The organism is Gimesia panareensis (genome assembly GCF_007748155.1).
GTDB lineage: Bacteria > Planctomycetota > Planctomycetia > Planctomycetales > Planctomycetaceae > Gimesia > Gimesia panareensis.
This window is the reverse complement of sequence record NZ_CP037421.1, coordinates 2,760,557-2,784,953: the sequence shown is the minus strand read 5'-3', so window position 1 is coordinate 2,784,953 and position 24,397 is coordinate 2,760,557. Positions and strand designations below refer to the sequence as shown.

15 protein-coding genes are annotated in these 24,397 nt (G+C 53.7%); 8 read left to right on the top strand and 7 right to left on the bottom strand.

Annotated features, from left to right (window positions below):
* The first annotated feature begins 75 nt into the window (after positions 1-75).
* From cpaB to Enr10x_RS10470, 3 genes are all read left to right on the top strand, one after another.
* Positions 76-1,101 carry a Flp pilus assembly protein CpaB gene (gene cpaB / locus Enr10x_RS10480; protein WP_197996537.1) on the top strand — a complete coding sequence of 342 codons (1,026 nt, stop codon included), beginning with the start codon at positions 76-78 and terminating at the stop codon, positions 1,099-1,101.
* Between the two features lie 138 nt (positions 1,102-1,239).
* A complete protein-coding gene (locus Enr10x_RS10475; protein ID WP_197996538.1) occupies positions 1,240-2,997 on the top strand; it encodes a type II and III secretion system protein family protein in 1,758 nt (585 codons plus the stop codon).
* A gap of 86 nt (positions 2,998-3,083) precedes the next feature.
* Positions 3,084-4,298, top strand: a complete 1,215-nt coding sequence (locus Enr10x_RS10470) for an AAA family ATPase (protein ID WP_145449013.1) — start codon at positions 3,084-3,086, stop codon at positions 4,296-4,298.
* Positions 4,299-4,315: 17 nt separating this feature from the next.
* Here Enr10x_RS10470 and Enr10x_RS10465 read toward each other — a convergent pair whose 3' ends face one another.
* Together Enr10x_RS10465 and Enr10x_RS10460 are read right to left on the bottom strand one after the other, a co-directional pair.
* Positions 4,316-4,642, bottom strand: coding sequence for a hypothetical protein (locus Enr10x_RS10465; protein ID WP_145449012.1), 327 nt, complete (start codon positions 4,640-4,642; stop codon positions 4,316-4,318).
* 163 nt (positions 4,643-4,805) lie between these two features.
* On the bottom strand, positions 4,806-5,294 hold the full coding sequence (locus Enr10x_RS10460; protein WP_145449011.1) for a DinB family protein: 489 nt from the start codon (positions 5,292-5,294) through the stop codon (positions 4,806-4,808).
* A gap of 198 nt (positions 5,295-5,492) precedes the next feature.
* Here Enr10x_RS10460 and Enr10x_RS10455 point away from each other — a divergent pair, with 198 nt between their 5' ends.
* The gene (locus Enr10x_RS10455; protein ID WP_145449010.1) at positions 5,493-6,911 is read left to right on the top strand and encodes a bifunctional folylpolyglutamate synthase/dihydrofolate synthase; all 1,419 of its coding nucleotides are present in this window, start codon (positions 5,493-5,495) and stop codon (positions 6,909-6,911) included.
* A 110-nt stretch (positions 6,912-7,021) separates the two neighbouring features.
* Here Enr10x_RS10455 and Enr10x_RS10450 read toward each other — a convergent pair whose 3' ends face one another.
* The 3 genes from Enr10x_RS10450 to pilM all read right to left on the bottom strand — a co-directional run bounded on the left by Enr10x_RS10450 (position 7,022) and on the right by pilM (position 13,320).
* Complete coding sequence (locus Enr10x_RS10450; protein ID WP_145449009.1) at positions 7,022-9,214, bottom strand: hypothetical protein; 2,193 nt, start codon at positions 9,212-9,214, stop codon at positions 7,022-7,024.
* A 77-nt stretch (positions 9,215-9,291) separates the two neighbouring features.
* Positions 9,292-11,085 (bottom strand): hypothetical protein, encoded by a 1,794-nt coding sequence (locus Enr10x_RS10445; RefSeq protein WP_145449008.1) that lies wholly within the window; start codon positions 11,083-11,085, stop codon positions 9,292-9,294.
* Between the two features lie 96 nt (positions 11,086-11,181).
* Entirely contained in the window at positions 11,182-13,320 is a 2,139-nt protein-coding gene (pilM, locus tag Enr10x_RS10440; protein WP_145449007.1) for a type IV pilus assembly protein PilM, read from the bottom strand.
* Positions 13,321-13,997: 677 nt separating this feature from the next.
* On the opposite strand from pilM, the gene Enr10x_RS10435 reads away from it, so the two are divergent.
* Positions 13,998-16,913, top strand: a complete 2,916-nt coding sequence (locus Enr10x_RS10435) for a glycoside hydrolase family 38 N-terminal domain-containing protein (RefSeq protein WP_145449006.1) — start codon at positions 13,998-14,000, stop codon at positions 16,911-16,913.
* A gap of 3 nt (positions 16,914-16,916) precedes the next feature.
* Positions 16,917-17,579: a (d)CMP kinase gene (gene cmk, locus Enr10x_RS10430; RefSeq protein ID WP_145449005.1), complete on the top strand. Its 663-nt coding sequence runs from the start codon at positions 16,917-16,919 to the stop codon at positions 17,577-17,579.
* A gap of 25 nt (positions 17,580-17,604) precedes the next feature.
* Here cmk and Enr10x_RS10425 read toward each other — a convergent pair whose 3' ends face one another.
* Both Enr10x_RS10425 and Enr10x_RS10420 read right to left on the bottom strand, forming a co-directional pair.
* Positions 17,605-18,780 (bottom strand): hypothetical protein, encoded by a 1,176-nt coding sequence (locus tag Enr10x_RS10425; protein WP_145449004.1) that lies wholly within the window; start codon positions 18,778-18,780, stop codon positions 17,605-17,607.
* Positions 18,781-19,035: 255 nt separating this feature from the next.
* Entirely contained in the window at positions 19,036-20,433 is a 1,398-nt protein-coding gene (locus tag Enr10x_RS10420; RefSeq protein WP_145108310.1) for a sigma-54-dependent transcriptional regulator, read from the bottom strand.
* A gap of 1,052 nt (positions 20,434-21,485) precedes the next feature.
* On the opposite strand from Enr10x_RS10420, the gene Enr10x_RS10415 reads away from it, so the two are divergent.
* Together Enr10x_RS10415 and Enr10x_RS10410 are read left to right on the top strand one after the other, a co-directional pair.
* Complete coding sequence (locus Enr10x_RS10415) at positions 21,486-22,232, top strand: metallophosphoesterase family protein (protein WP_145449003.1); 747 nt, start codon at positions 21,486-21,488, stop codon at positions 22,230-22,232.
* Positions 22,233-22,234: 2 nt separating this feature from the next.
* Positions 22,235-24,391 (top strand): YidC/Oxa1 family insertase periplasmic-domain containing protein, encoded by a 2,157-nt coding sequence (locus tag Enr10x_RS10410; RefSeq protein WP_145449002.1) that lies wholly within the window; start codon positions 22,235-22,237, stop codon positions 24,389-24,391.
* Positions 24,392-24,397 lie beyond the last annotated feature (6 nt).

Here is a 24,397-nt window from a genome sequence, read left to right as displayed (position 1 = left end):
GAGCCTGTGAGAAACATGAGTGTCGCTGGATGTGTTTCTCTTTTACGGGTGACAGAAATGAAACTGAAGTCATTGATGATGTTGGTAATCGCAGTAGGCTGTGGTTTAGTTGCGATGTTGGGTGTCAGGCAGGTCCTGAACCGCGGTGATCAGAAGGAAGAGGTCAAGAAGGCAAATGTGCTGGTGACCATTGCTGAGATTGCTCCGGGGACTCCCCTGAATGAATCCAATGTGAAATTTAAATCATGGCCCATTGATCAGATACCAGAAGGTTCTGTCACAAAACTGGAAGAATATAAAGAGCGCTCTATTAAAACCCGGGCCGTTCCTGGCGAAATCGTGATGAAAGCGAAGCTCAGTGAACAAGGTGTAAGGGGCGCATCAGTTGAAATTCCAGATGGAAAACGGGTCTTTACGACATCGGTCGATATGACCAAAACACATAGTGGTTTAATACTCCCGGGTGACTTTGTTGATGTGTATGTGACATTCACGGCGCGAAAGCCACAGGGGGGTATGTCAACCATCACTAAAGTAATTCTAGAACGCGTCAAGATCTTTGCCACGGATCATCTCACGGACGTTGGGGGAACCGAAAGCAACCAGGTCAAATCCAAAAATATTTCGTTACTGCTCTCTCCCCGTGAAGGAGCAATGTTGAAGCTTGCTGAGAAAAAAGGAGAAGTCCACCTCGCTCTGCGGTCGCAGTCAGACGATTCTGATACCGAAGATGTGCAGTTTGACGATCAGGAACTGGCTGAAGTCTTTTCGATTGATGGCAGCGAGTATCTGGACGATGGTGAAGAGACACAGGGAGATGTAAAGCAAGACCAGCAGCCGGTCGCTGAAAAAGAGAAGGAATCAAAATCGGCGAAAGCATTTCTGGATGAACAGCAGGAACCCCAGATGATGACCTCCGCGGAAGCGAATGTTGAGCCGCTGGAAGAGGAAAAGAAGATGTGGCAGATTGAGATTTTTTCAGGAGAAGAAAAGATTGTTCAGGAAGTAGAACTGCTGGAAGAAGAGCTGGATGACCAGCAGGCAGCCCTGAAAAATCTGTGGGATTCATTTACTAAAAGACAAAAGCAGAAAATCAACTGAACTGTGAGTCCCCTGCTCTGTTTTAAGGAGTGGGGGTTTGGCTGCCGGGCAGTACGCCTGGCAGACATAAAATGATAACTGACTCTACTGTTAAAAAAGTAAGGGGCACGGATGCTGGCCTTCAACAAATGCTTAAAAGTGAATCGTTTATCTTTGTGTCTGGCACTGGTGATTAGCCTGATCAATGCCAGAGCATACTCACAGGGCGAGCAAGCCGTTCCGCCCGGGGCCAGTGAGCCGGTCGTCCAGGTTACATCCGAGCAGATGAAACTGGAAGTGACCGAGAAGTTCTCCAAGATTCTCAAGTTTCCCGGTAAGATCAAACGCGTCGACGGTTTTGACCCGACGGTGTTGAATGTGACTGCCCTGACTCCCAACGAGATTCGGGTGCAGGCACTGATTCCGGGAGTCACCACGCTGGTGATCACTGACGAAAACGGAAAAATCTATTCCGTTGAGACTTTTGTCAGCGGAGATGCCCGCCATCTGCAGGCCTATCTGAAAGAGCTCTTTCCCCGTTCTTCCGTGACCGCGATCAAAGTTCAGGACTCTGTCGTCTTGCGTGGCTGGGTGACTGAGCCAGAAGCGATCACCGAAATGGTGGAGATCGCAGAACAGTTCTTCCCCAACGGCGTGTTGAATCAGATGAAGCTGGCTGGGGTGCAGCAGGTTCTGCTTAAAGTCAAAATCATGGAAGTCCAGCGTTCCAAAATCCGACAACTGGGTGTGAACTGGCTGTTCCTGAATCAGTCGGGTTACGTTTACAGCAATCCCGGTTCCCTGGTGCCTCTGACGGGAATCTCTGTTCCCTTTGGTGGCCCTCCGGCTCTGACCGCATCCCAGAAGCTGCTGGGGAATGCGACGATGGGCTTTGGGCTCGTTGGCGACAACAGCATTTTTCAGGCATTCATTGAAGCATTGAAGCAGGAAGCACTACTGAAGATTCTGGCGGAACCGGAACTGGTTACCACCAGCGGACGTCCGGCTAACCTGCTGTCCGGTGGTGAATTTCCGATCCTCGTTCCGCAGAGTCTGGGTACCGTGACCATCGAATGGCGTGAGTTTGGTGTCCGTATGGAAGCGGTACCGATCGTGCTGGGGAATGGCCGGCTGCGTCTGGAAGTCCAGCCGGAAGTCAGTGAACGTGACTTTTCCAATGCGGTGCAGGTCTCTGGAACCACGGTTCCCGGTCTGACCGTTCGCCGGGCCAATACGGCTGTCGAAATGAACTTCGGTGAGACCATGGTGATTGCCGGACTGATCTCCAGCCGTAAGACGGCAGAGACTTCCAAGACTCCCTTCCTGGGCGAACTCCCAGTGGTGGGTGCGGCTTTCCGCCGGGTTCGCTACACCGAAGGAGAAACGGAGCTGGTGATTATGGTCACGCCGGAACTGGTTTCGCCTCTGAAATCCGGTCAGATTCCTCCGGGTGGACCGGGACGGTTTACTGCAACTCCGACCGATCGCGAGCTGTACGGGGATGGTGTTCTGGAAGTGCCCAGCTATGGGGATAAGTGCCCTGACTGCCGCTACACGGTTCCCGGACCGATCAGCCCGGAATCGATGATGCAGATGGACGACAATGTCTTACCGCCGGCTTCGAAGTCTCAGATGCCGCCACCCCCTGCTCCGCCGACGATTCAGTCTGAAGTGATTCGCAAGCCCGCGATGACTCCGGAAGAAGTCACAGCGTTACAGGAACAGCAGAAGATGCAACAGGTACCGGCAAAACCGGCAGCAGGCCCACAGGGGATGAAAGTTCCCGATCTGACCGAAACTTCAAAGAGTCAGTGGAAGGCAAAGCAGAAGCCGACGAAGCCCGCACCAGCACCCAAACCAGGGGTTTTAAGTACACCATCTCAAGGTCAGCCTGGTTTAATTGGACCGGGGGGCTAGAAATAATTTAAAACCCGCCCCCGCTCTGATTCGATAATAAAGAAATCAGACGAGAAAATTCAAACCTTAAGCAGAAGTGATCACTTATGAGTGGAGTTGTTCGATTATCAATCATTGATCCGAATGAGACAACGCGCAATGAGCTGAAGAACATGCTGATTGGTGTGGATATGGTCTGGCTCGAGGCGGAATGCAGCCGCTACGAGTTCTTCACCGAAGTGGTTTCGCAGACCAAGCCGGACATTGCATTAATTTCCCTGGATGCCAATCCGGAATTGGCGCTGAATCTGATCGCTCAAGTGACGCGCGACCTGCCGAGTTGCAGTGTGATTGTGGTCAGTAGTTCTCAGGAAGGCAGCCTGATCCTGCGCGCGATGCGCAATGGCGCCAAAGAATTTCTGGGTTTCCCCCTGGTGCTGGAAGATTTTCTGTCGGCTCTGAACCGGATTCAGATGTCTTCCGGAAAAACGGAGGGAGGAGAACACAAAGCACCTCGCTCCAGCCAGGTAATCACGGTTGCGGGTGTGAGTGGCGGCGTGGGCTGTACATCACTGGCAATTAATCTGGCCTGCTGCCTGGCGAGTAACGAACATAACAGCGTGGCAGTGATCGATCTGGATCTCGCGCTGGGAGACACCGATGTCTGGCTGGATATCATTCCGGACTACACGATTCAGGATGTGGCAGAAAATATTTCCCGGTTGGATTATTCGCTCTTGAAGCGTTCTCTGACCAAGCATAACTGTGGTGCCTTTCTGCTGCCCCGCCCCGTGCAGATGGATATGTCAATGCAGATCTCAACCGAGGTGCTGCGGCGAATCATTGCCCTGTTGCGGGCGACTTTCACCCACCTGGTGATCGATGTCAGTAAGAGTTATAACAGTCTTGACCTGGCAGCGATGGAACTGTCTGATTCCGTTCTGCTAGTCGCGCAGCTCGATCTGCCCTGCCTGCGCAATGTGGTGCGACTTTCCCAGTTTTTTGACAATCATGATCAGATTGCTGATAAGCTCAAAGTCGTGATGAACCGACTGGGACTGGAAGACACACAGATCAGTATCAATAAGGCACTGGAAACCATCGGACGCGAGATTTTTGCCCAGATTCCCAACGATTACGCAACAATGGTTGAATCCCGGAATAACGGGGTCCCACTGGTGATGCAGGCACCTAAAGCCAAGCTGACCCGGACCATTATGGAACTGGCCTCCCATGTTGGTGGAGAGAGTCTGTCTGCGGAAGAAGATTCAGTGGCCAAAAAGAAGAAGAGTCTGTTCGGTTTCCTGAATCATTCCAAATAGGTTCGCAGCCACCAGCTTCAGGCATCCAGATCGAGATGCGTTCCCAGTGTGCCATCCGCGTCGGGAGTCCGGCGGGAAGCTTCCTCTTCGGTCGCCTGCTGGTCATCGCTGTGGGCGGAGTCCTCTTCATCGTAGCCCAGCGGCATGCGGCCATCGGCGTCACGATCTCCCGATTTATCCGCGTCTCCGACATCGTGTAACTGATGGTCGGTGATTTCCTGCTGGGTGATTTCAGCATTCCGCTGTGCCGAGTCTGCTTTCTGTTTGTCGGCCGTAGCGTCGCTGCGCTGGGCACCGGCAAAGGAACTGTTGAGATTGACGGCACCGGGATTGATCGAACTCATAACGACAGATCCTTCAACTGAGGGAGAGCAAAGCTCACATCAGGTGGAATCTCTACAGCAACATTTTCTCAAGCATGCGGAACGTACTGTCTGTGGATGCTGTGAAAATGTCAAGAGCGATTTGTCAAAACGGCGTCTATGCGTTCAGGGGCATGGTGCTGCTTTATTGCTGCGCCTTCCAGGAATTCAGTAACAGATGGGCCTGGCCCTGGTGATGCGGTTCGTGCCAGCAGACGATCTGTAATGCCATCTGGTTCGTCCAGCCACGCTCGCTGAGTCCGGCGGGAATGGTATCCAGATCCGCCTCGGTAATCTGCGAGATGGCATCCAGCAGATTTTTGCGGGACTCGCTCAAGACGGAACGAATGGTATCGATGGTGGGGAGCTCATCACTGGCTGTACTCCCCTTCTGGTACAGGTCAAACCACTCTGTCAGGGATGAGTCCGTCGTTCGGAGTCGTTGCGAGGCGAACAGCTCCTCAGTGATGCCCAGATGCATGATCTGCCAGGCGATGTGAGCCCGCTGGGGACCGGGGCGGTGTCCCAGGGCACTGGCCGGATCAGGCAGTTCACTGATTTCATCGAGTAATTTAAGCGTCATGACGCGGTTGAAGTTCAGCAGTTCCGGGATCGTGGCAATATCGATACTCATTTTCTGTTCACCCTGTTGTTCTGACGGTGTGGCGGTTGTCAAATTCTTTGCTGGATTGTATACCTCACGGTCTACATCGGAAAAGGGCCTGACTATAATATCAGCCAGAAGTGCACGAGATTCGAAACGGGCCTGGTTTCGAGCCGGTCTCGACAGTGAACAGATCATTTTTTGCGTTAGATAAGGATACTGCCTGACATGGGAGTCTTGGCAGAAAGATACCAGCGTAGTCTGGACTTTCTATTTGGTCGTCTCAATTATGAACGGATGGGGAGTAGCAAATATTCCACCAAAGATTTCAAATTGGGCAGAATGCAGGAGTTTCTGGAACGCCTGGGGAATCCACAGACGCGCGTGCCCACAATCCATGTCGCCGGGACCAAGGGGAAAGGCTCTACCTCTGTCATGATGGCAGAAATGCTCTCGGCTGCCGGTTATCGTGTGGGATTATTTACGTCTCCCCATGTGACCTGCTACGAGGAGCGGATTCTGGTGAATGGTCAGCAGCTGGAACCGGAAGAACTGGTGGAACTGGTGACGGAACTCTCCGAGGTCGTCTTGCAGCTGGATCAGGAGTCCAAGGGTCTCAGTCCGACTTTTTTTGAGCTGACCACGGCGCTGGCCTGGATGCAGTTCGCCCGCCGGCAGGTGGATTTCGCAGTGATGGAGGTCGGACTCGGCGGCCGCCTGGATTCTACCAATGTCTGTGCACCACTGGCGACCGTGATTACAAATATCAGCTACGACCATACTGCGCTGCTCGGTAACACAATTGAGCAGATCACCCGGGAGAAGGCAGGCATCATTAAACCGGGAATTCCCGTTTTCAGTGGTGTGACACAGCCGGAGGCAATTGCCGTACTGGAGGAGATCAGCCTCGAAAAACAGGCACCGCTCTATCTGTTACACCGTGATTTTGCTGGTGAGCAGCAGGATGTTGCCGGGGAGCCGATTCTGGCAGCTGGTTCAGGTCTGCCCTGTCAGCAGATCCAGGTAAAGACTCCCTGGTCGGTGCTGGAACAGATTCCAGTGAGCCTGCTGGGAACGCATCAGGCGATCAATGCCACCCTGGCGGTGACCGTCCTGGATTATTTGCGCCACCAGGGAACCGAGATGCCTCTGGAGCAGTTACGTAAAGGGATGATCGATTTGAAATGGCCAGCACGGATCGAGGTGGTCCAGAAGCAGCCACCGGTCGTGCTGGATACAGCCCACAATGGTGCTTCGATCGAAGCTCTTGTCGAGACCCTGGCCGCCGGTTTTTCCGAACCGGACCGTGTGTTGATCTTTGCGGTAACGCGGGACAAGGACGTGAAGGAGATGCTGCGGACGCTGCTCCCGCATTTTCAGACAGTCATTTTGACGCAGTACCTTTCTAATCCGCGGCGGATCCCAGTAGAAGAACTGCATGAAATTACCAGGGAAATTCAGCGAGAGATCGGGAATGAGTCGGACCTGTTGGTAACCACGAGTCCTGAAGCGGCCTGGCTGCGGGCCCGGTCAGAAGCGACGGAGAAAACGTTGATCTGTGTGACAGGGTCTTTCTTTATCGCAGCCGAAATGCGGGAACTGCTGCTGGGAACAACCGATGAAGTGCTGATGTCTGGCTCGTGCTAGACCGCCCTGCCGGGCTCAGGCAGATCGCCTCGGACTGTCCGTCTCCGAGCGCAACAAAAAAGGGGAAAGGAAACAGAGTTCCCCTTCCCCTTCAGATGCTCAGTCGACGGTTATGGTCCCACACGAATGGGATTCCGTTTTCGTTTCTTTTTCTTATCCTTTTTGGAGGGAGCCATCATCTCTCCTTCCAGACCGGCGAAGTCCGCGCTCATGCCGCCTTCCAGGCCGAAATCCATGCCGTCGGTCGGTGCTGTTTCGCGGGCTTCGGTGGCTTCTTTCACCCATTCGAGGCTCTTGCGTTCGCGACCGAACCGTGCCTTGACGGTTTCATAATCCTGAGAAGCGGCTGCTGGAAGTGACGTTTTCAGGTTTCCGAAGTTATCCACGATGATGGCTTCTGCATCAATGGGCAGATTGCCGCGAGTATTGGCTGGCAGGTTGAGGTCCGGGTGGTCTTCCAGGCGAATGGAAGGCGAAGAGACCGCATCAACCAGATAGTTCTGCGTGTCAAATTCGACCGTGGCTTTCTCATCGAATTCTTCTTTGGCAACATCATACAGTTCTGTGACCTGCTCACCGCCGATTTCATCACCCACGGCTGTTTTCAGGAAAGAATGGATGGTCGTACCGGTTTTGGGATACCACTGAAAGACTTCAAAGTTGGCGGTAGTCCCATTGATGCCGCGAGGAGGCTTTACATTCTGCAGATAGTAGTGCACGTCTTCTTCAGCGGTGACAGCGGCTGTCTCGTTGCTCCAGGGAGTCATACGTGTTTCCCCTTCAGCCACAGCAGGCAGAACCACTTCTTCAATCGGCCGTTGATAATTGGGGTTACGCACGACCAGTCGGACGCGATACTTGTAAGTGTCGCCGGGGTGGAGGTCAAAATCGAAGTAGCGGAACAATAACAGGCGGCCGGCAGCGGTGACGTTCGCTTTCAGCTTCTGAATGAATTTCTTCTTATCGAATTCTTCACCAGGACGCTGCTGTTGCTGCATGGAATCGACCATGCCATCGAGGACGTTATCCATTGCTTCAGGCTGGCTGCCGTACATGAAGTCGCTGCGGATGCCCCGCATGTCGAGCTGCAGTGTGGAGAAGCCTTTCTGTTTTTCCTTGAAGACACGTTCGCTGGCGTGGGTTTTCTTGTACTGATCCAGGAAGCGGCGGTTGATTTCCAGTTCCTGTTCGATTTCTTCCTGGCTGAGTGTGAAATTTTCCACACGGGGATGAGTGGCGACCTTGTACCAGAACCCGGCGATCCGGCTGGGCAGCGGCATGGTAAAGACACGGTCGGTAATCCCGGTGTTAACGACTTCCGGATCAAAGTCGGAACTTTCATTCAGAGTATCAATGGCAACCTGGATGTCGACCTTTTCCCAGGGACCTGCCCAGGGATCGTTGCCGGAAACTGCTTTTTTGCGTTCCAGTTCGAAGTCCAGGAATTCCAGGATCTTGCCGGTCTGCATGTTCTGCAGCGAATAGGCATCTCCCAGGGAGCGTTCGAGTTTATCCTGCTGAGTGGCCAGGTCAAAGACGCCACGGACAGCGATGAACCGCAGACCGCGGCCTTCACGGGCGGGGCCGGCCATTCCCATGCCGCCTTCCATGCCCATCATGGCAGGGTCTTCTGGCAGCCCCCCTGCAATATCGCCGGGGACCATGCCCGGGTCATAACTACCGGGGCCAGCGGCCATCATTTCAGCTTCGCCGGGAATGGTGCCGAAGGTCAGACCTGAAGAGACGCCGGGGGCACCTGCCATGCCTTCCATACCCCCCACACCGGCGGTGCTACGGCGTTTGAAAGCATCGTATTCGGGTTCATCTGGTTTCTTCTTTTCCGTTTCAGCGCCAGCCTTAGCACTGTCTGATCCTTCGGTGGCGGCTGCATCTACCGGACGGGTCATCATGATGAAGCGTCCGTAGGAGGCAACCAGCTCTTCCACAGGCAGCCAGTCCACTTCTTTGGCACGTTCTTTTTTCGCATAGATCGGCCGATCCAGCTCTGTGGAGTAGACATACGGGGCGACCGAAACTCCTTCGATCATCAGTTGCCGGACTTTTTCCCGTAAATCATCCTGCTTGAGGAATTCTTTCCGTTTGTCTTCCGGCCACTGGCTGTTGGCAACCATTGCTTCGGAAGTATCCACCTTCTGGTTTAATTCCTGGGGCGTCCGTTGTTCGGTCGTCCATTTCGAGGTGAAGATGGCGAATACTACAAACAATGCAACGAAGCCCAATACGATTTTTTCCGCATGGTTCACTGCAAATTCTTTGTAATTCATTCCTTTGAGATTGGACATCAGGTTTTTCACGGGACCTTCTCCGTTAAGTGAGTTTTACTGTCTCTGATTAACTTCAGGTTCAGATCATTCTTGTACTACTGGTTTCCAGCTGGTTCAGAGGGCGTTGCGTTCTGAGGGGGCTGGTTTGTATCTGGTTGTGTTCCTGCGGCAGGTTGTCCTGCAGGGGGACTGTTCGTATTGGCGCCCGGCTCCGCGGGATTACTTCCCGGTTGTGCTGCAGGCGGTGTTGCCGGCTGGCCAGGAGTCGTTCCCGGTGTTTCCTGGCCGTTCGCTGCAGGCTGACTGGCACCGGGGGCAGCCGGTGTTTCTGTCGCGGGAGTATCTGCTGTCGCTGCAGGATCGGCCTGTTGACCGTCAGGATTTTCTCCCGGCTGACCGGCAGGCTGCTGGTTGCCATCATTCTGGGCAGCTTCTTCTGATCCTTCCGGGGGAACATAAGGTTTGTAGAGTGTCATCAGTCCGGCAACGGTAACGACTGCCAGTTCCGGATCATTCAGGGCCGCATCGAGCAGACTGCGGTTTTCTGCGCCGGGCTGGAGCCCGCCAGAAATGCCACCCGTTTCGGCTTCAAAGCCAAAGCCACCGGCCCCTCCTGCAGCGGGGCCAAAGTCATTGCCGCCAAAACCGGAATCGGCATTAAAGCTTTCAGCGCCGCCAGAGCCACCCATTCCTCCCCGCATGGCGCCGCCGCCAGTGTTGGAAACGATGGGACTCATATTGTCATCAAACATGGAAGCACGCTGGACCCGGACAATTTTTGTAGGCCAGGGCATGCTGCTTAACGAAGCCAGCAGGTCGGGCAGTTTAGAAGATTGAATCGTGGCTTTGAGGTAGAAAGCCCGGGTTTTGTAGGGGAGCTCTTCTTCTTCGTTGTAATAACGCTTCAGGTTTTGTGATCCGCCCATACCGCCGCTGCCGCCTCCCAGGCCGCCGACCATTCCCATGTCTTCAGCGGGCATTTCGCCGCTCATACCGCCGTCGCCACCTCCGGCAGAGCCGTCCACATCGTTGCCGAAGATTTTAACCAGATCCATATCGACATCGACTGAGATACCGCCGGCTTTGCCTCCCTCCATACCAGCAGTCATACCTCCACCGCCGCTGCCGCCGCTGCCGCCGCCGAACATGCCACCGCCACCGGCCATCATCTCAGGGTCCATGCCCTCCATCCCTTCCATGCCGCCACCAGCGGGAGCACTGCCGTCATCGCCGGGGGTTCCCCCGCGCAACTGCAGCACCGTGATCTGGCGAACAGGAGCTTCACTGATGTTAGCGGCTCCTTTATTGACTTTGGCGATCGCTTCGAGGATGGAAGTGGTCAGCCAGATGTCTTCCTGCGCATTCCACATCTCTTCCGAGGTGGGGGGCAGCGTTTGCCACTTGGACAAGGGGACGTGGGGGAGTACCTGGACTTTGAGATCGACTGTTCCCGTTCCCTCTCGCATGTCGAAAGGGTTGACTACTTTGTGCGCCCGCATGACTTCAAATTTGTAGGCACTGCGGTAGAGGTTGAGTGCTACGTTGTTGATCGTACCACGATAAGGAGTTTTTTGTTTATCCAGTTCGGCCTGGATTGAGGGAGGCCAGACAAACAGCTCTTTCTGCTTTTCCCAGACGAATTTTTTAGAAGTGCCGATGTAGTTCTCTTTTTGTTTATTGATTTCCCGGAGAGCACTGGACCAGGTGTCATTCGGCGGGTTCGGCTGGATCTGGGCATCGGTGAAGGCTTTATCGATGGCGGTTTTACGCTCATCGATCTCCTTAGCCAGGCTGCCTGTAGCCATGCTCCAGCCTACCACTGGCAGGATGAGTGCGATGAACAGGATAATCCAGAATTTATGAGTAATCAGAGGTTTCAATTTATCCATTGTGGTTTCCTCTACACTCCGAAGAGAATCAATATGTTTTCAGTTTGACATGAACTTCAATGTTGTTCTGACGACAGTTTCAGCTGTTGTCGACGCTTATGCGGGAGGCGCTTCACCACCTTCAGAAGGTGTTTCTCCCCCCTCAGCGGCTGGTGCTTCAGGAGGATTTTCCTGACGTTCCAGTACCGGCGTTGGTTTCCAGATAAATTCCAGTTTGAATTTGGTCTGCTTCAGCGGGATCATTTTCGTTTCTTTTTCAGGACGAACCCGCGGACGAACTCCGGAGCGTCCCATGGGACCCATCGGAGCAGCGCCGAACCCGGCATCCTCTCCGGGGAGAGCACTCATGCCTGGTCGTGCACCCAGGCCGGCGAAACCGCGGTCCATGCCGCCGTCCATACCTCGCGCTCCCGGAGGTTTCCCATAGGGATAGTATTTGAAGGGGTCGACTCGGTCCTCGAGGATCACCGCGTGAGAGATCCCCATTTTGCGGACATCCACCTCTTGAGAGTTCGGGTTTTTGACGGTCCAGGACTGCAGGTTCTTGAGCAGGGTGTCGTGGACGTATAACACACCTACACCCGTGGGTTTTGACTCATCGTTATGGTAATGCACGCCGGTCAGAGTGAAGACATAGCCTTCGCCTTCGGGCGGTGTATTCTGATCGATGGGAGACATCGTCGGTTTGACACGGGGCGAGAGTTTCTCAAACCATTGTGCCAGATCCTTGTGATGCGCGACGGTGATCCCGGGCAGTTTGATGCGATTGCTTTGGGCAATCTGTTCGTTGTCGATTTCATCACCGACATCGCGGGGCAGACATTCATCAATGGCTTTGTAAACTTCGAGCCAGTCCTCACGCGTGTCGAGGTTCCAGACGAGTTTGTTACCGTTTTCGACCAGGGTGGTAAACTCTCCTGCGGCAGAGTCGTAGTCGGTTTTATAACGACCAACCTCCCCGGTGAGGTTACTGACTTTCGTTTCTGCTTCGCCGAAACGATCTTTACTGACAGAATTGGCAACGTTACTGTAACCGACGGCTGAGATACACAGGCCGACCATCAATGCGGCAGCGCTGACCACTGCCCACGGTTTTTTGCGGCGAATCTTACGGGCCGTCGCGATTTCCGGTGGCAGGAGCGTGGTGCGAATCGTGGTCTGTTTGAGTGCCTGCAGGGCAATTCCGTAGGGCACCGTAAAGGTGAGGATGTTATCCTGGAACAGAGGTTCGTTTAACACGGCATCCCCGACCAGTCCCTGGAAGTCATCCAGACGTTCGACTTCGTACTGCAGGTTCTGCTGCAGGAATTTCTGCAAGCCGGCCAGCTTGAAGCCGTTCCCGGTGCCGTAGACTTTGGAGATCTTGGCGTCGCGGTTCACACTGGAGAAGTAACCGATGGAACGCTGAATTTCAGAGACGTATTCGTTGAAGACCGGACGCAGTGCCTGGAAGACAGCACGGGGGTCTTCGGAGCGGGTTGCATTACATTTGAGGTGTTCGGCCTTGGCAAAGGTGAGTTTCATTTCCTTGGTCAAAGCACGAGTGAAGTGGTTGCCGCCGATCGGAACGTTGCGGATCCAGATTTTGCTGCCGTTGGTCACCATGAGCGTGGTGCTGTCGGCTCCCATGTCGACGACGATGGATGACTCTTCCGGGTTTCCTTCGAAGTCCTGATTGAGACGCATGCCGAGGGAATCGTAACAGAGCGTGTTGTACAGACCCAACGGAGCGATCTGGATCAGTTCGACTTCGACTTTACGGTCGATAAACGGTTGCAGGGTTTTCAGGACCTGGTCGCGTTTCATGGCGAAGATACCGACTTCGGCATCCAGCATGTAGCCCCCCTCTTCAATACCGCCTCCCAGAGGCTGGTAGTCCCAGATGACATCTTCCAGGGCGAAAGGGATCTGCTGCTTGGCTTCATATTTGACAATTTCAGGAACACGGTTGGACTGGACCGGCGGCAATTGAATGAAGCGTGCCAGTGAAGTCTGCCCCGGTACACTGATGGCGATCACGTCTCCCTTGATTTCATTGCGGGAGAGGAAGGTATCCAGTGCCTGGCTGATTAACTCATCCGGAACCGCATCTGGCTGGCTGAGAATTTTGGGATGCGGAATATAGTCGAAGGCAACCGCGATTACCTGATCAGCGGCTTCTGCGTACCGCAGTCGGATGGCCTTTAAACCGGCCTGTCCAATTTCAATGCCCCAAACAGCTTGATTGTCTGCCATGTGTCTGGTTACTCCTGCTACCTGGTCGAACGGGAATCTGTTCGATCAGAGTGCTTGCGAATCGTGTTGCGAAATTGATTGTACGAGGTGAATTTCCGCCGCCTGTTTGAGAGAGCTTGTTCAGGAAAACGGAAGTATCAGATATCAGTTATTTCTATAGAGACAGGTCAGGAAAAAATCGATAGAGATAATTCCCTAACATAAGGCTATCACAGGGTTTTGCCTGAAGTCAATGAAATATCGATATTTGCATTCGACTTCATCAAATTTTATCATTCTACTCCCTGTAACTGGAAGCCCGAACCAAGGTCAAAACTGACTGATTTCGTGCCTGTCAGATGACCTGTTTTTCTGCCTCTCGCTTTGTTGGACGGATCCCTGGGGGCGAAAAGTTCCCGCAAAGATCATTTTTCGTACGATTTTTCCAGAATGATTGCTGGATTTCAGGAGTCGGAATAACACAGAGTCGTTCAGAATCTGCTAGTGAGCCTGAAAAACAGGGCTGTGTTTAAGTATTGTTTCAGCATCCATTTGGGATTTCTGGTACCTGCAGGAATCTGTGCTATGGATACTCAGTACCAGTTTACGTATGCTAATTGGCCGTAACCGGCTGTGTCGTCACACAGCTCTGCGGTTGATCCTCGATTGTTTTTTCTTCTGTAAAGTATTGCAGTGAAATGACATACAATGATATTGTAATTTTGATTCCCTGCCACAGTCTGGATGATTTTCCAACTGAGCTGGATGAAAAAGAAGCAGAGAGTCTGCTGAATGCGTTTGCTGTGGCCTGGCATCCAGAGCTGCTGGCCTCCACGCGGGTGATTCCCAGCTGGCACCGTTCCGATGAGCCACCTCAGTTTCTGGCTGATCGTCTGTTGCTGGTGCCCAAGACTTCTGAAGACTGGTTGCCTTACGGCTGGATTGAGGAAGCAGAAGCCAACGGCGCGACCGTAGTCAGCGGGAAAATTCAAAGGGACGAATATACAGCAGCGGCGCTGGCTCCCCTACACTCCACTGACGAAGCACCGGAAGCAGATGCAGCTGAGACCGGACCTGCATCGGCCGTGGAGATCTCGTCGGAACTGGTGGCTGATTTTTATGCGCTGGGGTTCTGTTATATCCAGCTGGAGCTGCTGACGCGGTGCATGCATCACTTCAGTAGCCTGGATGAAGCGACGATTCAGCGGGAAGCAATTGCTGCCGCGGATGCAGCACTGGCGAATGACGAAGAAGCAGCCCGGGCCCACCTCAAAGCCTGTTTTGAAGTGTTACTGGAGAACCGTGAGCGGTTCTACCCGATTGACTGTTACCTGATCGATCTCTGCCTGGTGGCTCCGGAATGGGCCAATGACAGCCTGCAGGCCGCGATTGCTGATGAACAGCCTCTGAATCTGTTGATCACCGCACAGGACCTGGAAACGGTTGCAGAACAGAATCCGGAACTGATCAGCGTTCTGAAGAAGAGCTGCGAAAACCTGGAGACGGAAGTGATCGGTGGTGAGCAGGAAGAAATCGCGACCCCCGTGATCGCCGTGGAATCTTTGATCTGGCAGTTACAGGCGGGGACCGAGACGATCCGCGAAATCTCTGGACGCGCACCGACCACCTGGGCCCGCCGCCGGTTCGGACTGGCCTCCTTGCTGCCGATGCTTCTGCATCGTTCGGGTTTTCACTCCGCCCTGCACCTGGTGCTGGACGACGGGGTTTATCCGGATTATGAACAGAGCAAGATACACTGGGAAGGAGCGGACGGCACGATTCTCGACGCCTATTCCCGGATTCCGATGTCAGCGGAAGGGGCTGCGAGCTACCTGCGGTTTCCACAGCGGATGGCGGAATCGATGGAAGAGGATCAGGTCGGTGCCCTGATGTTTGCCCGCTGGCCAGAAGTGAAATCACCGTTTTATCAGGATCTGAAACGCATCCATCGCTATGCGCCGGTGCTGGGTAGCTTTGTCCTGTTAAACGACTTTTTTCAGAACACGGAATCCTCGGGACGACATTCTTCCTATGATGCGCGCGAATATCTCTCGCCCTTTTTAAGCCAGCTGGTGGCGATGCGGAAGCCGGATCCCCTGAGTCGCTTCATCGATTATTTCCACAGGCATGATGAGTTCACCGCCGGTCGCTGGTTCCAGACAGTCGCGCAGGCGATTTATGGTAAGCCCATTCAGGAAGCGGCACTGTGCAAGCTGGAAGAACAGATTGAACACGCACACCCCGATGCAGAAGAAGCGACGGTTCAGGCTGCGAGTGAAGCGCTGGCCGGTTTTCATGAAGCGGGTGTGAGTCAGCTGTCAGAGATCATTCTGCAGGGAGCCGACCCAGCACAGTCGGGCGTATTGTTATTGAACTCGCTCTCATTCAATCGTCGTGTGGTGGTTGATCTGCCGGACTTTCCCCATGAGCCGGAGGCGCGAGATTACATCAAAGCGACCCAGTTCGACGAACAACGCAAAAAAGCAGTGGTGGAAATTCCGGGAGCCGGCTTTGTCTGGCTGCAGCCCGGGAAGTCTCCGGCCCCTACGGTGAAAAGCAACGTCCCGATTGCCGAGCCGCTGTTGTTGCGAAATGAATTCTTCGAAGTGCACATCCACGAGGAGACGGGGGGCATCGCGCAGATCAAGGAATACGGACGCAAGCCGAACCGGCTGAGTCAGCAGCTCGCGTATCGCTTCCCCTATCAGCGGAATATCCCCCGCCCCGATCCCCTGGGGGACTGGGACGAGAAAACGCCGTATGCCGCGATTCGCGGTGTGCAGGCGGAACTGACGTGTGCCGGCCCGGGAATGGGAGAAATCGTCACGACCGGGGAGTTGTACGACCAGGTCAGCGGGAATGCGCTGGCGACGTTCCGACAGACCTTTCAACTGTGGCGGGGACGTCCGATTCTCGATTTAAAGATCGAACTGAACGCGCAGGTAAAGCCTGAAGGAAATCCCTGGGATCACTATTATGCATCCCGTTTCGCCTGGGGAGACAGCACTGCGTCTTTGACACGGTCGCTGCTGGAAAGTGCCCACGCGTTTCAGGGAGAGCGGTTTGAAGGACCACATTATTTCGAAATCGCGGAGGGCGAAGAACGGGTGACGATTTTGAATCACGGGCTCCCCTTCCATCGCAAAACCGGTCCGAGAATGCTCGACAGCATGCTGGTGGTGGAAGGAGAATCACGCTGGGAGTTTCAGTTTTCGATTGCCCTGAATCAGAATTTCCCGATGCAACTGGCCCGCAACGTAATGGTGCCGGCAGGTCAGTTTTCCAGTCCCGCAGGTCCGCCCCGGATGGGAGATCAGGGCTGGCTGTTCCATGTGTCGACGAGCAATGTGCAGATCACCCGGGTGATGGATCTGAAACAGGATGAGTCCAATGGCGCGCGATCCCGCAATGGATTTGCCATCCGCCTGATCGAGACCGAAGGCGTGCATCGTTCGATTAAACTGCGGTGTTTCAAAACTCCCGTGAGTGCCCGGCAGCGCGATTTTCATGGCAAAACGGTGGTCGAACTTCCCATAGAAGAGGATGCGGTGCTGGTGGAAATGTCACTCTATGAAATTGCCGAGATCGAAATTTTCTTTGAGGAGTCGCACTGACAGATGATCGTGACAATTGATGGTCCCGCAGGTTCGGGCAAAAGTACCGCGGCGCGGGGCCTGTCTCAGCGGTTGGGCTTCGAATTCCTGGATACAGGCGCCATGTATCGGTGTGTGGCCCTGGCGGTGCTGCAGCGGGACATCGATCCGGCAGACGAACAGGCGGTGGTTGACGTGAGCCGGCAGATCCGCATTTCTTTCTCCGAATCGCATGTGATCCTGGATGGTGCGGATGTGACCCAGGCGATCCGGACCGCTGCGGTCACGGATGCCGCATCGCAGGTGGCGCAATACCCCGCGGTCCGCGAAGCGCTGGTCTATCTGCAGCGACAGGCAGCGGAAGGTGTTGATATCGTCAGTGAAGGACGAGACCAGGGAACGGTGGTGTTTCCGAATGCGTTCTGCAAGTTCTTCCTGATCGCTGATCCCGAGGAACGAGCCCGCCGGCGGTATGATGAAATGCAGGCTCAGGATAAAAAAATCACGCTGGAAGAGATCCTGCAGCAGATCTATCAGCGCGACCAGCGGGATGAGAGCCGCACCGTCGCCCCGTTAAAACCGGCCGACGATGCGGTGGAAATCAATACCTCATGCCTGACAATCGATGAAGTGCTGGATCAACTCGAACAGACAGTCCGTGACCGACAGGCTGCCTCCGCCGAGTGACTGCCTTTCAATCGAAGTCGTTCTGTTAGAACATCAGCGTCAACGTCGCAGTCGTACGGCTGTCGAGCAGGTCTTTCCGGTTGGACAGCGGAAACTCCCAGACGGCTGCACAGGACAGACAGTCATTAAAGCGGTAGTTGGCACCAAAGGCGAAGGTCAGGACATTGTTACCGGCCACGCTGGATGACCCCAGGTTGATCCAGTCTCCCCCTTCAATGTTCAGGGGCAGAGCCTGTCCACTTTTGGTGTAAACGATTCCGTTGAGTTCTGCCAGTGCGGACAGTTTGCTGGTGACAGGGTGGTCATAGTGCACGCTGTAATAGATCGACTGCGATTCCTCTGCGGTGTCGCCGGGAAGGTGGTAACCGGTCGAAGCGATTAAATGGCCGGCGCCGATCTGTTTCCCGAGGGAGAGATATGGGGTCCAGACGCTGTCGCCGTTCCCCTGGAAGACACGCGAACTACCGTTGGTCGCTTCGTAGATCAATCCACCTGAGAGCAGGAACTGATTTTCCACATCGCGGATCAGAACATACTTCAGTCCCAGTCCGATGTCAGCCCAGCCGGTCCGGTTGCCGATGCCCCGCGTCTGCAGAGTATTGTATCCGTCTTTGACGGCGATGACCGAGAGACGTTCGTTAAGGGCGATCCCCAGTTGCAGTGCGTAAACCTGCAGGTCCCCTGCACCGAGCACAGGCGTCTGGGCGTCAATCATCTGGTTGATGAAGATACCTCTGACGTAGGTCAGGGAACGCGGGTCAATAGACCAGACGGGGTTACTGACCGGCATGATAAAGTCGTCGAAGCAGCGATCGCTGGGAAAGCGGTTGAGCAGCGGAATCCGGTCACAGATTGTGCAGGTCTGACAGGAATTGCAGACGCAGGAATCGCAGCCGCAGACAGGTGTCTGGCAGTTGCAGGTTCCACAGTTGCAACTGGTACCGCCAGGACAGGTGGTAAGCTCTTGTGCTGGGATTGCTGGGGCAGCGGGGGCTGCGATCTGCGGAACTCGAGACTCCAGAGGCAACTGAGATGGTGTCGCGGGATCTGACAGAGGTGGTGCCGGTGCCGGATCGAGTGCCGGCGCAGATTCACGAAAGACTTCTTCCAGGGTTTTAGGTGCTTCCGCTTCTTCGGCGAAAATTGCCGATCCGCAGATCTGGATCACGAACGTGGAACATACAAGCAGCGCGAACCTCATTTTTTCCCCCTCCTGAAAATGAGATAATTAAGCGTTTTTTTCGCCTGTTTCGTCAGAAACTGCAATTTGTCTCCTCAACATATCGGCAGATCTGGCATGTAAAAACAGGTATATAAAGCTAACTTTATTCGTTTTTACTGATTTGATGGAAATCCTGCCTGTGCGGTGTACGTAAAAAAAGCACGCCTGGTAGACGTGCTTTCCGGTTCAGGAGAGTCAGATGAACCTGTGTGGGAGTACTTCCCGGTCGTTGGCTTAGTGCATCAGCTGTTTTTCAAAGTCGATGTCATATTTTTTCATCTTCTTATAGAGCGTTGTGCGATTGATGCCCAGGGCTTTGGAAGTGTTCTGCCGGTTCCAGCCATTGGCTTCCAGGGCTTCGATGATGATCTGTCGCTCTGGATTTGCGAGGGCATTTTTCAGTGAGCTTCTACCCCCACTGGGGTTTTCGGTCGAGAGCGAGTAAGACTGCTCCTGACGAATCTGTTCGGGCAGGTCGTGTACGCGAATGTAGTCCCCTTTGGACAGGACGACCGAGCGTTCGATGACATTGATCAGCTCCCGCACGTTACCCGGCCAGGAATATTTCAGCATGGCCTGCATGGCGGCAGGGTCAAAGCCATTGATCGCTTTGCCAACCTGTTCGTTATAGACCTTCAGGTAATGTTCGACCAGCAGAGGAATATCACTCATGCGTTCCCGCAGAGCCGGTTGCGTCAGCGTGATCACGTTGATGCGGTAGTAGAGGTCCTGGCGGAACTCCCCTTTGGCGACCATCTCTTCCAGGTCCTGGTTGGTGGCCAGAATCAGGCGGATGTCGACGGAGTGTGTTTTGGTATCGCCTACGGCTTCGAACTCGCGGTCCTGCAGAACCCGCAGCAGTTTGACCTGCAGACTGGGAGAGGCGGTCGCGATTTCGTCCAGGAAGAGGGTGCCTCCGTCGGCCTGGAGAAACTTACCGATTTTATCGTGAGTGGCCCCGGTAAACGATCCGGCTTTGTGTCCAAACAGTTCGCTTTCGAGCAAGGTGTCCGGCAGTGCCCCGCAGGCGACTTCGACAAACGGTTTGTTGGCACGATCGCTCAACTGGTGAATCGCGCGGGCCGTCATGGTTTTTCCGGTCCCGTTTTCACCGAGGATGAGTACTGTGGTGCGGGTGTCGGCGACGCTTTCGATCAGGTCGAACATCTTCTGCATTTTGTAGTCCTGGCCGACAATGTTGGACAGGCCGTACCGCTGATCGAGCTGGGCTTTCAGTGATTTGTTTTCTTCCACCACCTGACGCTGATCGAGGCAGCGTTCGATGGTCAGGCTGAGTTCTTCATCAATGACCGGTTTGGTGAGGTATTCAAAAGCGCCCAGGCGAATGGCTTCCACTGCACTTTCAATGGTTCCATAGCCGGTGAGCATGATGACGGCGGTATCAGTGGCATTCTGCTGTACCCATTCCAGTAAATGGAATCCATCCTGGTCGGGCAGATTGACGTCGCAGATCACGACCTGAAACGGAAATTCTTTCAGACGTTCAATGGCATCCAGGCAGGTCAGTGAGGTCTCCGTACGGTGCCCCAGACTGCGCAGATAATCTGCCATCGCTTCCAGAATATGTTGGTCATCATCGACTACCAGTAATGAGCCTGAATTTGTCTTCATTGAATTATGTCTCGCCAAAAGGTGCATGTAGGGTTGTAATCGTCGTACAACCGGTTTGATGGATCAAAGTCAATTTGTATTGCTGGATCTCACTGAAGCCAGTGTCTGGCACTGTCAAAATTCAACTGGAATGCGACAGCGCAGATTGCTGAATCAGTCACCTGCCCCGGGAGGAGCACGTAACGAGTCCGGATTTTCGATTCAAGCTCCGTGTCCACCGGCCCGGTGAACGGCTTTGCCCGAGTCGAAAACTGGGAGGCAATCATCATGAAGGGATATCAAAACATAGAACACAGGTTTCACATGGGCAACATGTGGCAGGCGTGTGCCGTTGTTTTTCGGAATCAGTTGTCTTTCGTTTTCAGCTTTGAAATTCAGTTTACTGGTCGCATGGTCATGGTTTTGGTTTCGGTACCAGCCGGTTACAGCGTCTGGAATGATTGCAGGGAATGAAAAGCGGTGTTGCAGCAGCGAAAGTGGGCCCTAGAATTGCTGTGAGAGTTACAGCTGTTACAGGCAGGGAATCCGTTAGCGGAAACAATAAATTGCCAGGATTACCTGTGGTTCCCATGTTTTCTCTCAATTCCCACGCGGAAAGTGTCGCTGTTTGTGACAATCTGAATGTGTTTTGGTGTGTTTTTCAGTCATGAATCGGGAAAACCAGGCTGAGTAACGCAGAAAAGTAAGTCGAAATCAGAAGATTTACTGACAGGTTACGAATGATAACTGTAAACAGAGCCTTGAGATGGTGCCCCTGTACTGCTACTATTGGGACTTTGGTGGAAAGATTTGAGACGGTCTCTCAGAACTGTAGTGATCTTTTGTCAGACCCGGTCAGACTCAGTGTCCCGTTGCAGGTAGCGGCTTCTATTTCTTCAGCAGTCACCTGGCGGGCTTTCATTGCTCAAAGGCAATCATGTCTGTTTTGACAGATCTGGCCCGTCACAGTTTTTTTCTGGTGAGAACTTCTGGTGGTCATGCTCCGTAAAAGCGATCCGCCTGGGTAGTCTTTCGAACTGGTGTTCCCGGTCAAACAAAGTGGGAGTTGTCCGTTGTTAAGAGCGATAATTAGTGATATTCACGGTAATCTCGAAGCGCTGGAAGCTGTCTTGGCTGACATTGACCGCCGTGAGATCAGTGAGATTTATTGCCTGGGCGATATCATCGGGTATGGACCCAATCCACGGGAGTGCATCGATCTGGTCAGAAAACGGTGCAAGAAATCCCTGCTGGGTAACCATGATCAGGCAGCCTTATTTGATCCGGAAGGCTTTAATGCCGGGGCCGAACGCGCAATTTTCTGGACGCGGCGGATGCTGGAAACCGGCGATGCCAACAAAAACCAGGACCGCTGGGATTTTCTGGGTGAACTGCCCCGGATGATCCGCGAAGACAAACTGCTGTTCGTTCACGGTTCTGCACGGAATCCGCTGAATGAATACGTCTTTCCTGAAGACATTTATAACCAGCGGAAAATGGAACGTATCTTCGGCCTGGTAGACCAGTACTGTTTTCAGGGGCACACTCATATTCCCGGAGTTTTCACAGAAAGTATGAATTTTCTTGCTCCGGATGAAATCGATTACGTTTACCCCTTCGGTGAAGAAAAATTCCTGGTCAACGTGGGCTCGGTCGGACAGCCCCGCGATGCAGACAGTCGCTCTTCGTACGTGATCATCGATGATGAGAAGGTCACGTTCTGCAGAGTTGAATACGATTTCAACACAACTGCCGAGAAGATTTACGATATCCCTGATTTAGATAACTTTTTGGGCGACCGTCTGCGAGACGGTCGATAATCATGGAACAAAAACGACTTTTACTCTTTGTGACACTGTCGGCTACGGTCATTTTTGTCTGGCAGATGTTTATCTTCCCCCGCATTGCTCCCCCCCCTCAACCTGCTGCTCAACAGCAGGCAGAGAATGCGCCTGCGCAGGATGAGCCGGAGCAGGATGGACTGGAACAGGACCTGCCCTTGGTAGCGCAGAAACCGCTCAAAGACGGAGAGGTCAAGCCTCAGCCTGAGCAGCCGAAAGAACAGAAGCCGGCCTTTGCCCGGAACCCCCGGCGGACGATTGTGCTGGGTTCACTGGATCCGGAATCAGGTTACTTTCTGCAGGCGAAGATCACCACTCAAGGGGCTGCTGTGATGGAAGCCTCTTTGAACGATCCTCTCTATCGCGATCTGAACGACAAAAAGAAGCCTCTGAAAGTGCTGGATGAATTCAGTGGCGCCAAAGAAGTTTCACGGTCGCTGCAGATCGAGATGAAACAGCTGGATAAGAAGCTGGAACCCTTCCTCACCAACACGCGTCGGACGGACTGGAAAGTTCTGGAAGAGATCAAAGATCCGGATGATCCCAAGATCATTCAAGCGGTGCACCTGGGGCTGACGGCCCCGGATGGGAGTATCGAGGTTCATAAGGTATTCAGACTCGAGAAATATCCGGTGCCCCCGGACGAAGACTTTCGCCAATTCCGGAATACCAAACAGGCCGGTTACCTGATCCATTTCGATCTGAAGTTGATCAATGAGAGTTCGCAGGGGCAGGTATTGGATTATCAGCTGCTGGGGCCGGTCGGGATTCCCCTGGAGAATGCGGACAATACGCGTAAGTTTCGCGATGTGCGTATTGGCTTCCTGCAGAACGATATGAGTATCGATACTGAAACCTTAAATGCACCAGACATTATCGAAGAGGTTCAGGCGAAGAACGTGGAGAAGTACACGCGGGCGTTTCAGTTCGCAGGTGTGGACGTTCAATATTTTGCCGCCCTGCTCTCACCGGACGGGAAGAATTTTAAACCCGAGCTGGTCAACGGCGAGATGCGTTCGAATTATTCTGCCAGCGTGGAACCTGTGCTCATTCAGCAGAATGTCAAGAACGAAGCGCAGAGCCGCGTGACCATTAAGGTGAATTCTGAAGAGATCGAACTGCCGGCCGGTGGTGAGACGGAACACAGTTACGCGCTGTATGCCGGCCCCAAACGTGAATCACTGCTCGGGCCTCCCCTGAAAGCGGCCGAGATTATGGATTTCGGATTCTTTGGTCCCGTTGCCAAGCTGATGTTATGGCTGCTGACCACGTTGCATAGTATCGGTCTTTCGTACGGGATTGCCATTGTCTGTCTGACCGTCATGGTGCGGGGAAGTCTGTATCCTCTCTCGCGGAAGCAGGCCCTTGGTGCTCAGAAAATGAAAGAACTGCAGCCCCAGATCGCGGAGCTCAAAAAGAAATTTGGCGATGACCGCGAAAAGATGGGACGGGCACAGATGGAGTTGTTCAGCAAGAACAACTACAACCCGCTGGCAGGCTGTCTGCCCATCTTCCTGCAGCTGCCGATTTTCTTTGGCCTGTATACCGCTTTGAATAATGCCGTCCAGCTGCGAGGCACCCCTTTCCTCTGGATCGACAACCTGGCGGCCCCCGATGCCCTCTTCAAATTGCCGTTCAATCTGCCGATTCTGGGGGACAATTTTAACCTGCTGCCGCTGATTACCGTAGGACTGTTCGTAGTGCAGCAGAAACTGTTCATGCCGCCTCCGACGGACAAGGATCAGGAACTGCAACACAAGATCATGAACTACATGATGATCGGGATGGGCTTTCTGTTCTATCGCGTTCCGGCCGGTCTGTGTGTGTACTTCATCGCTTCCAGCCTGTGGGGGATCTGTGAACGCAAGCTGCTGGATTTCCAGGCAAAGCGTCGTCCGGCCACGACGACTGATCCGAATGTAATCGACGTCACTGCGGAATCGAAGAAGTCTTCTTCCAATAAGAAACAGGATAAGAAGACAAAGGAAAAAGACGACAAACCTGAGAAGAAAGGCTGGTTTGCCCGGCTGCAGGAGATCGCCGACCAGGCCCAGGCCCAGGCTGCTCTGAACGAAAAGCAGCGCGATCAGAAATCCGGCGACAAAGGCCCCGGCAAGAAGTCCAAGAAACGTCGATAGTCAGGC

Excerpts from the sequence above, each read along its gene's own strand:
- cpaB (WP_197996537.1), top strand. The coding sequence starts at position 76 with ATGATGTTGGTAATCGCAGTAGGCTGTGGTTTAGTTGCGATGTTGGGT.
- Enr10x_RS10470 (WP_145449013.1), top strand. The coding sequence starts at position 3,084 with ATGAGTGGAGTTGTTCGATTATCAATCATTGATCCGAATGAGACAACG.
- Enr10x_RS10465 (WP_145449012.1), bottom strand. The coding sequence starts at position 4,642 with ATGAGTTCGATCAATCCCGGTGCCGTCAATCTCAACAGTTCCTTTGCC.
- Enr10x_RS10460 (WP_145449011.1), bottom strand. The coding sequence starts at position 5,294 with ATGAGTATCGATATTGCCACGATCCCGGAACTGCTGAACTTCAACCGC.
- Enr10x_RS10455 (WP_145449010.1), top strand. The coding sequence starts at position 5,493 with ATGGGAGTCTTGGCAGAAAGATACCAGCGTAGTCTGGACTTTCTATTT.
- Enr10x_RS10450 (WP_145449009.1), bottom strand. The coding sequence starts at position 9,214 with ATGTCCAATCTCAAAGGAATGAATTACAAAGAATTTGCAGTGAACCAT.
- Enr10x_RS10445 (WP_145449008.1), bottom strand. The coding sequence starts at position 11,085 with ATGGATAAATTGAAACCTCTGATTACTCATAAATTCTGGATTATCCTG.
- pilM (WP_145449007.1), bottom strand. The coding sequence starts at position 13,320 with ATGGCAGACAATCAAGCTGTTTGGGGCATTGAAATTGGACAGGCCGGT.
- Enr10x_RS10435 (WP_145449006.1), top strand. The coding sequence starts at position 13,998 with ATGACATACAATGATATTGTAATTTTGATTCCCTGCCACAGTCTGGAT.
- cmk (WP_145449005.1), top strand. The coding sequence starts at position 16,917 with ATGATCGTGACAATTGATGGTCCCGCAGGTTCGGGCAAAAGTACCGCG.
- Enr10x_RS10425 (WP_145449004.1), bottom strand. The coding sequence starts at position 18,780 with ATGAGGTTCGCGCTGCTTGTATGTTCCACGTTCGTGATCCAGATCTGC.
- Enr10x_RS10420 (WP_145108310.1), bottom strand. The coding sequence starts at position 20,433 with ATGAAGACAAATTCAGGCTCATTACTGGTAGTCGATGATGACCAACAT.
- Enr10x_RS10410 (WP_145449002.1), top strand. The coding sequence starts at position 22,235 with ATGGAACAAAAACGACTTTTACTCTTTGTGACACTGTCGGCTACGGTC.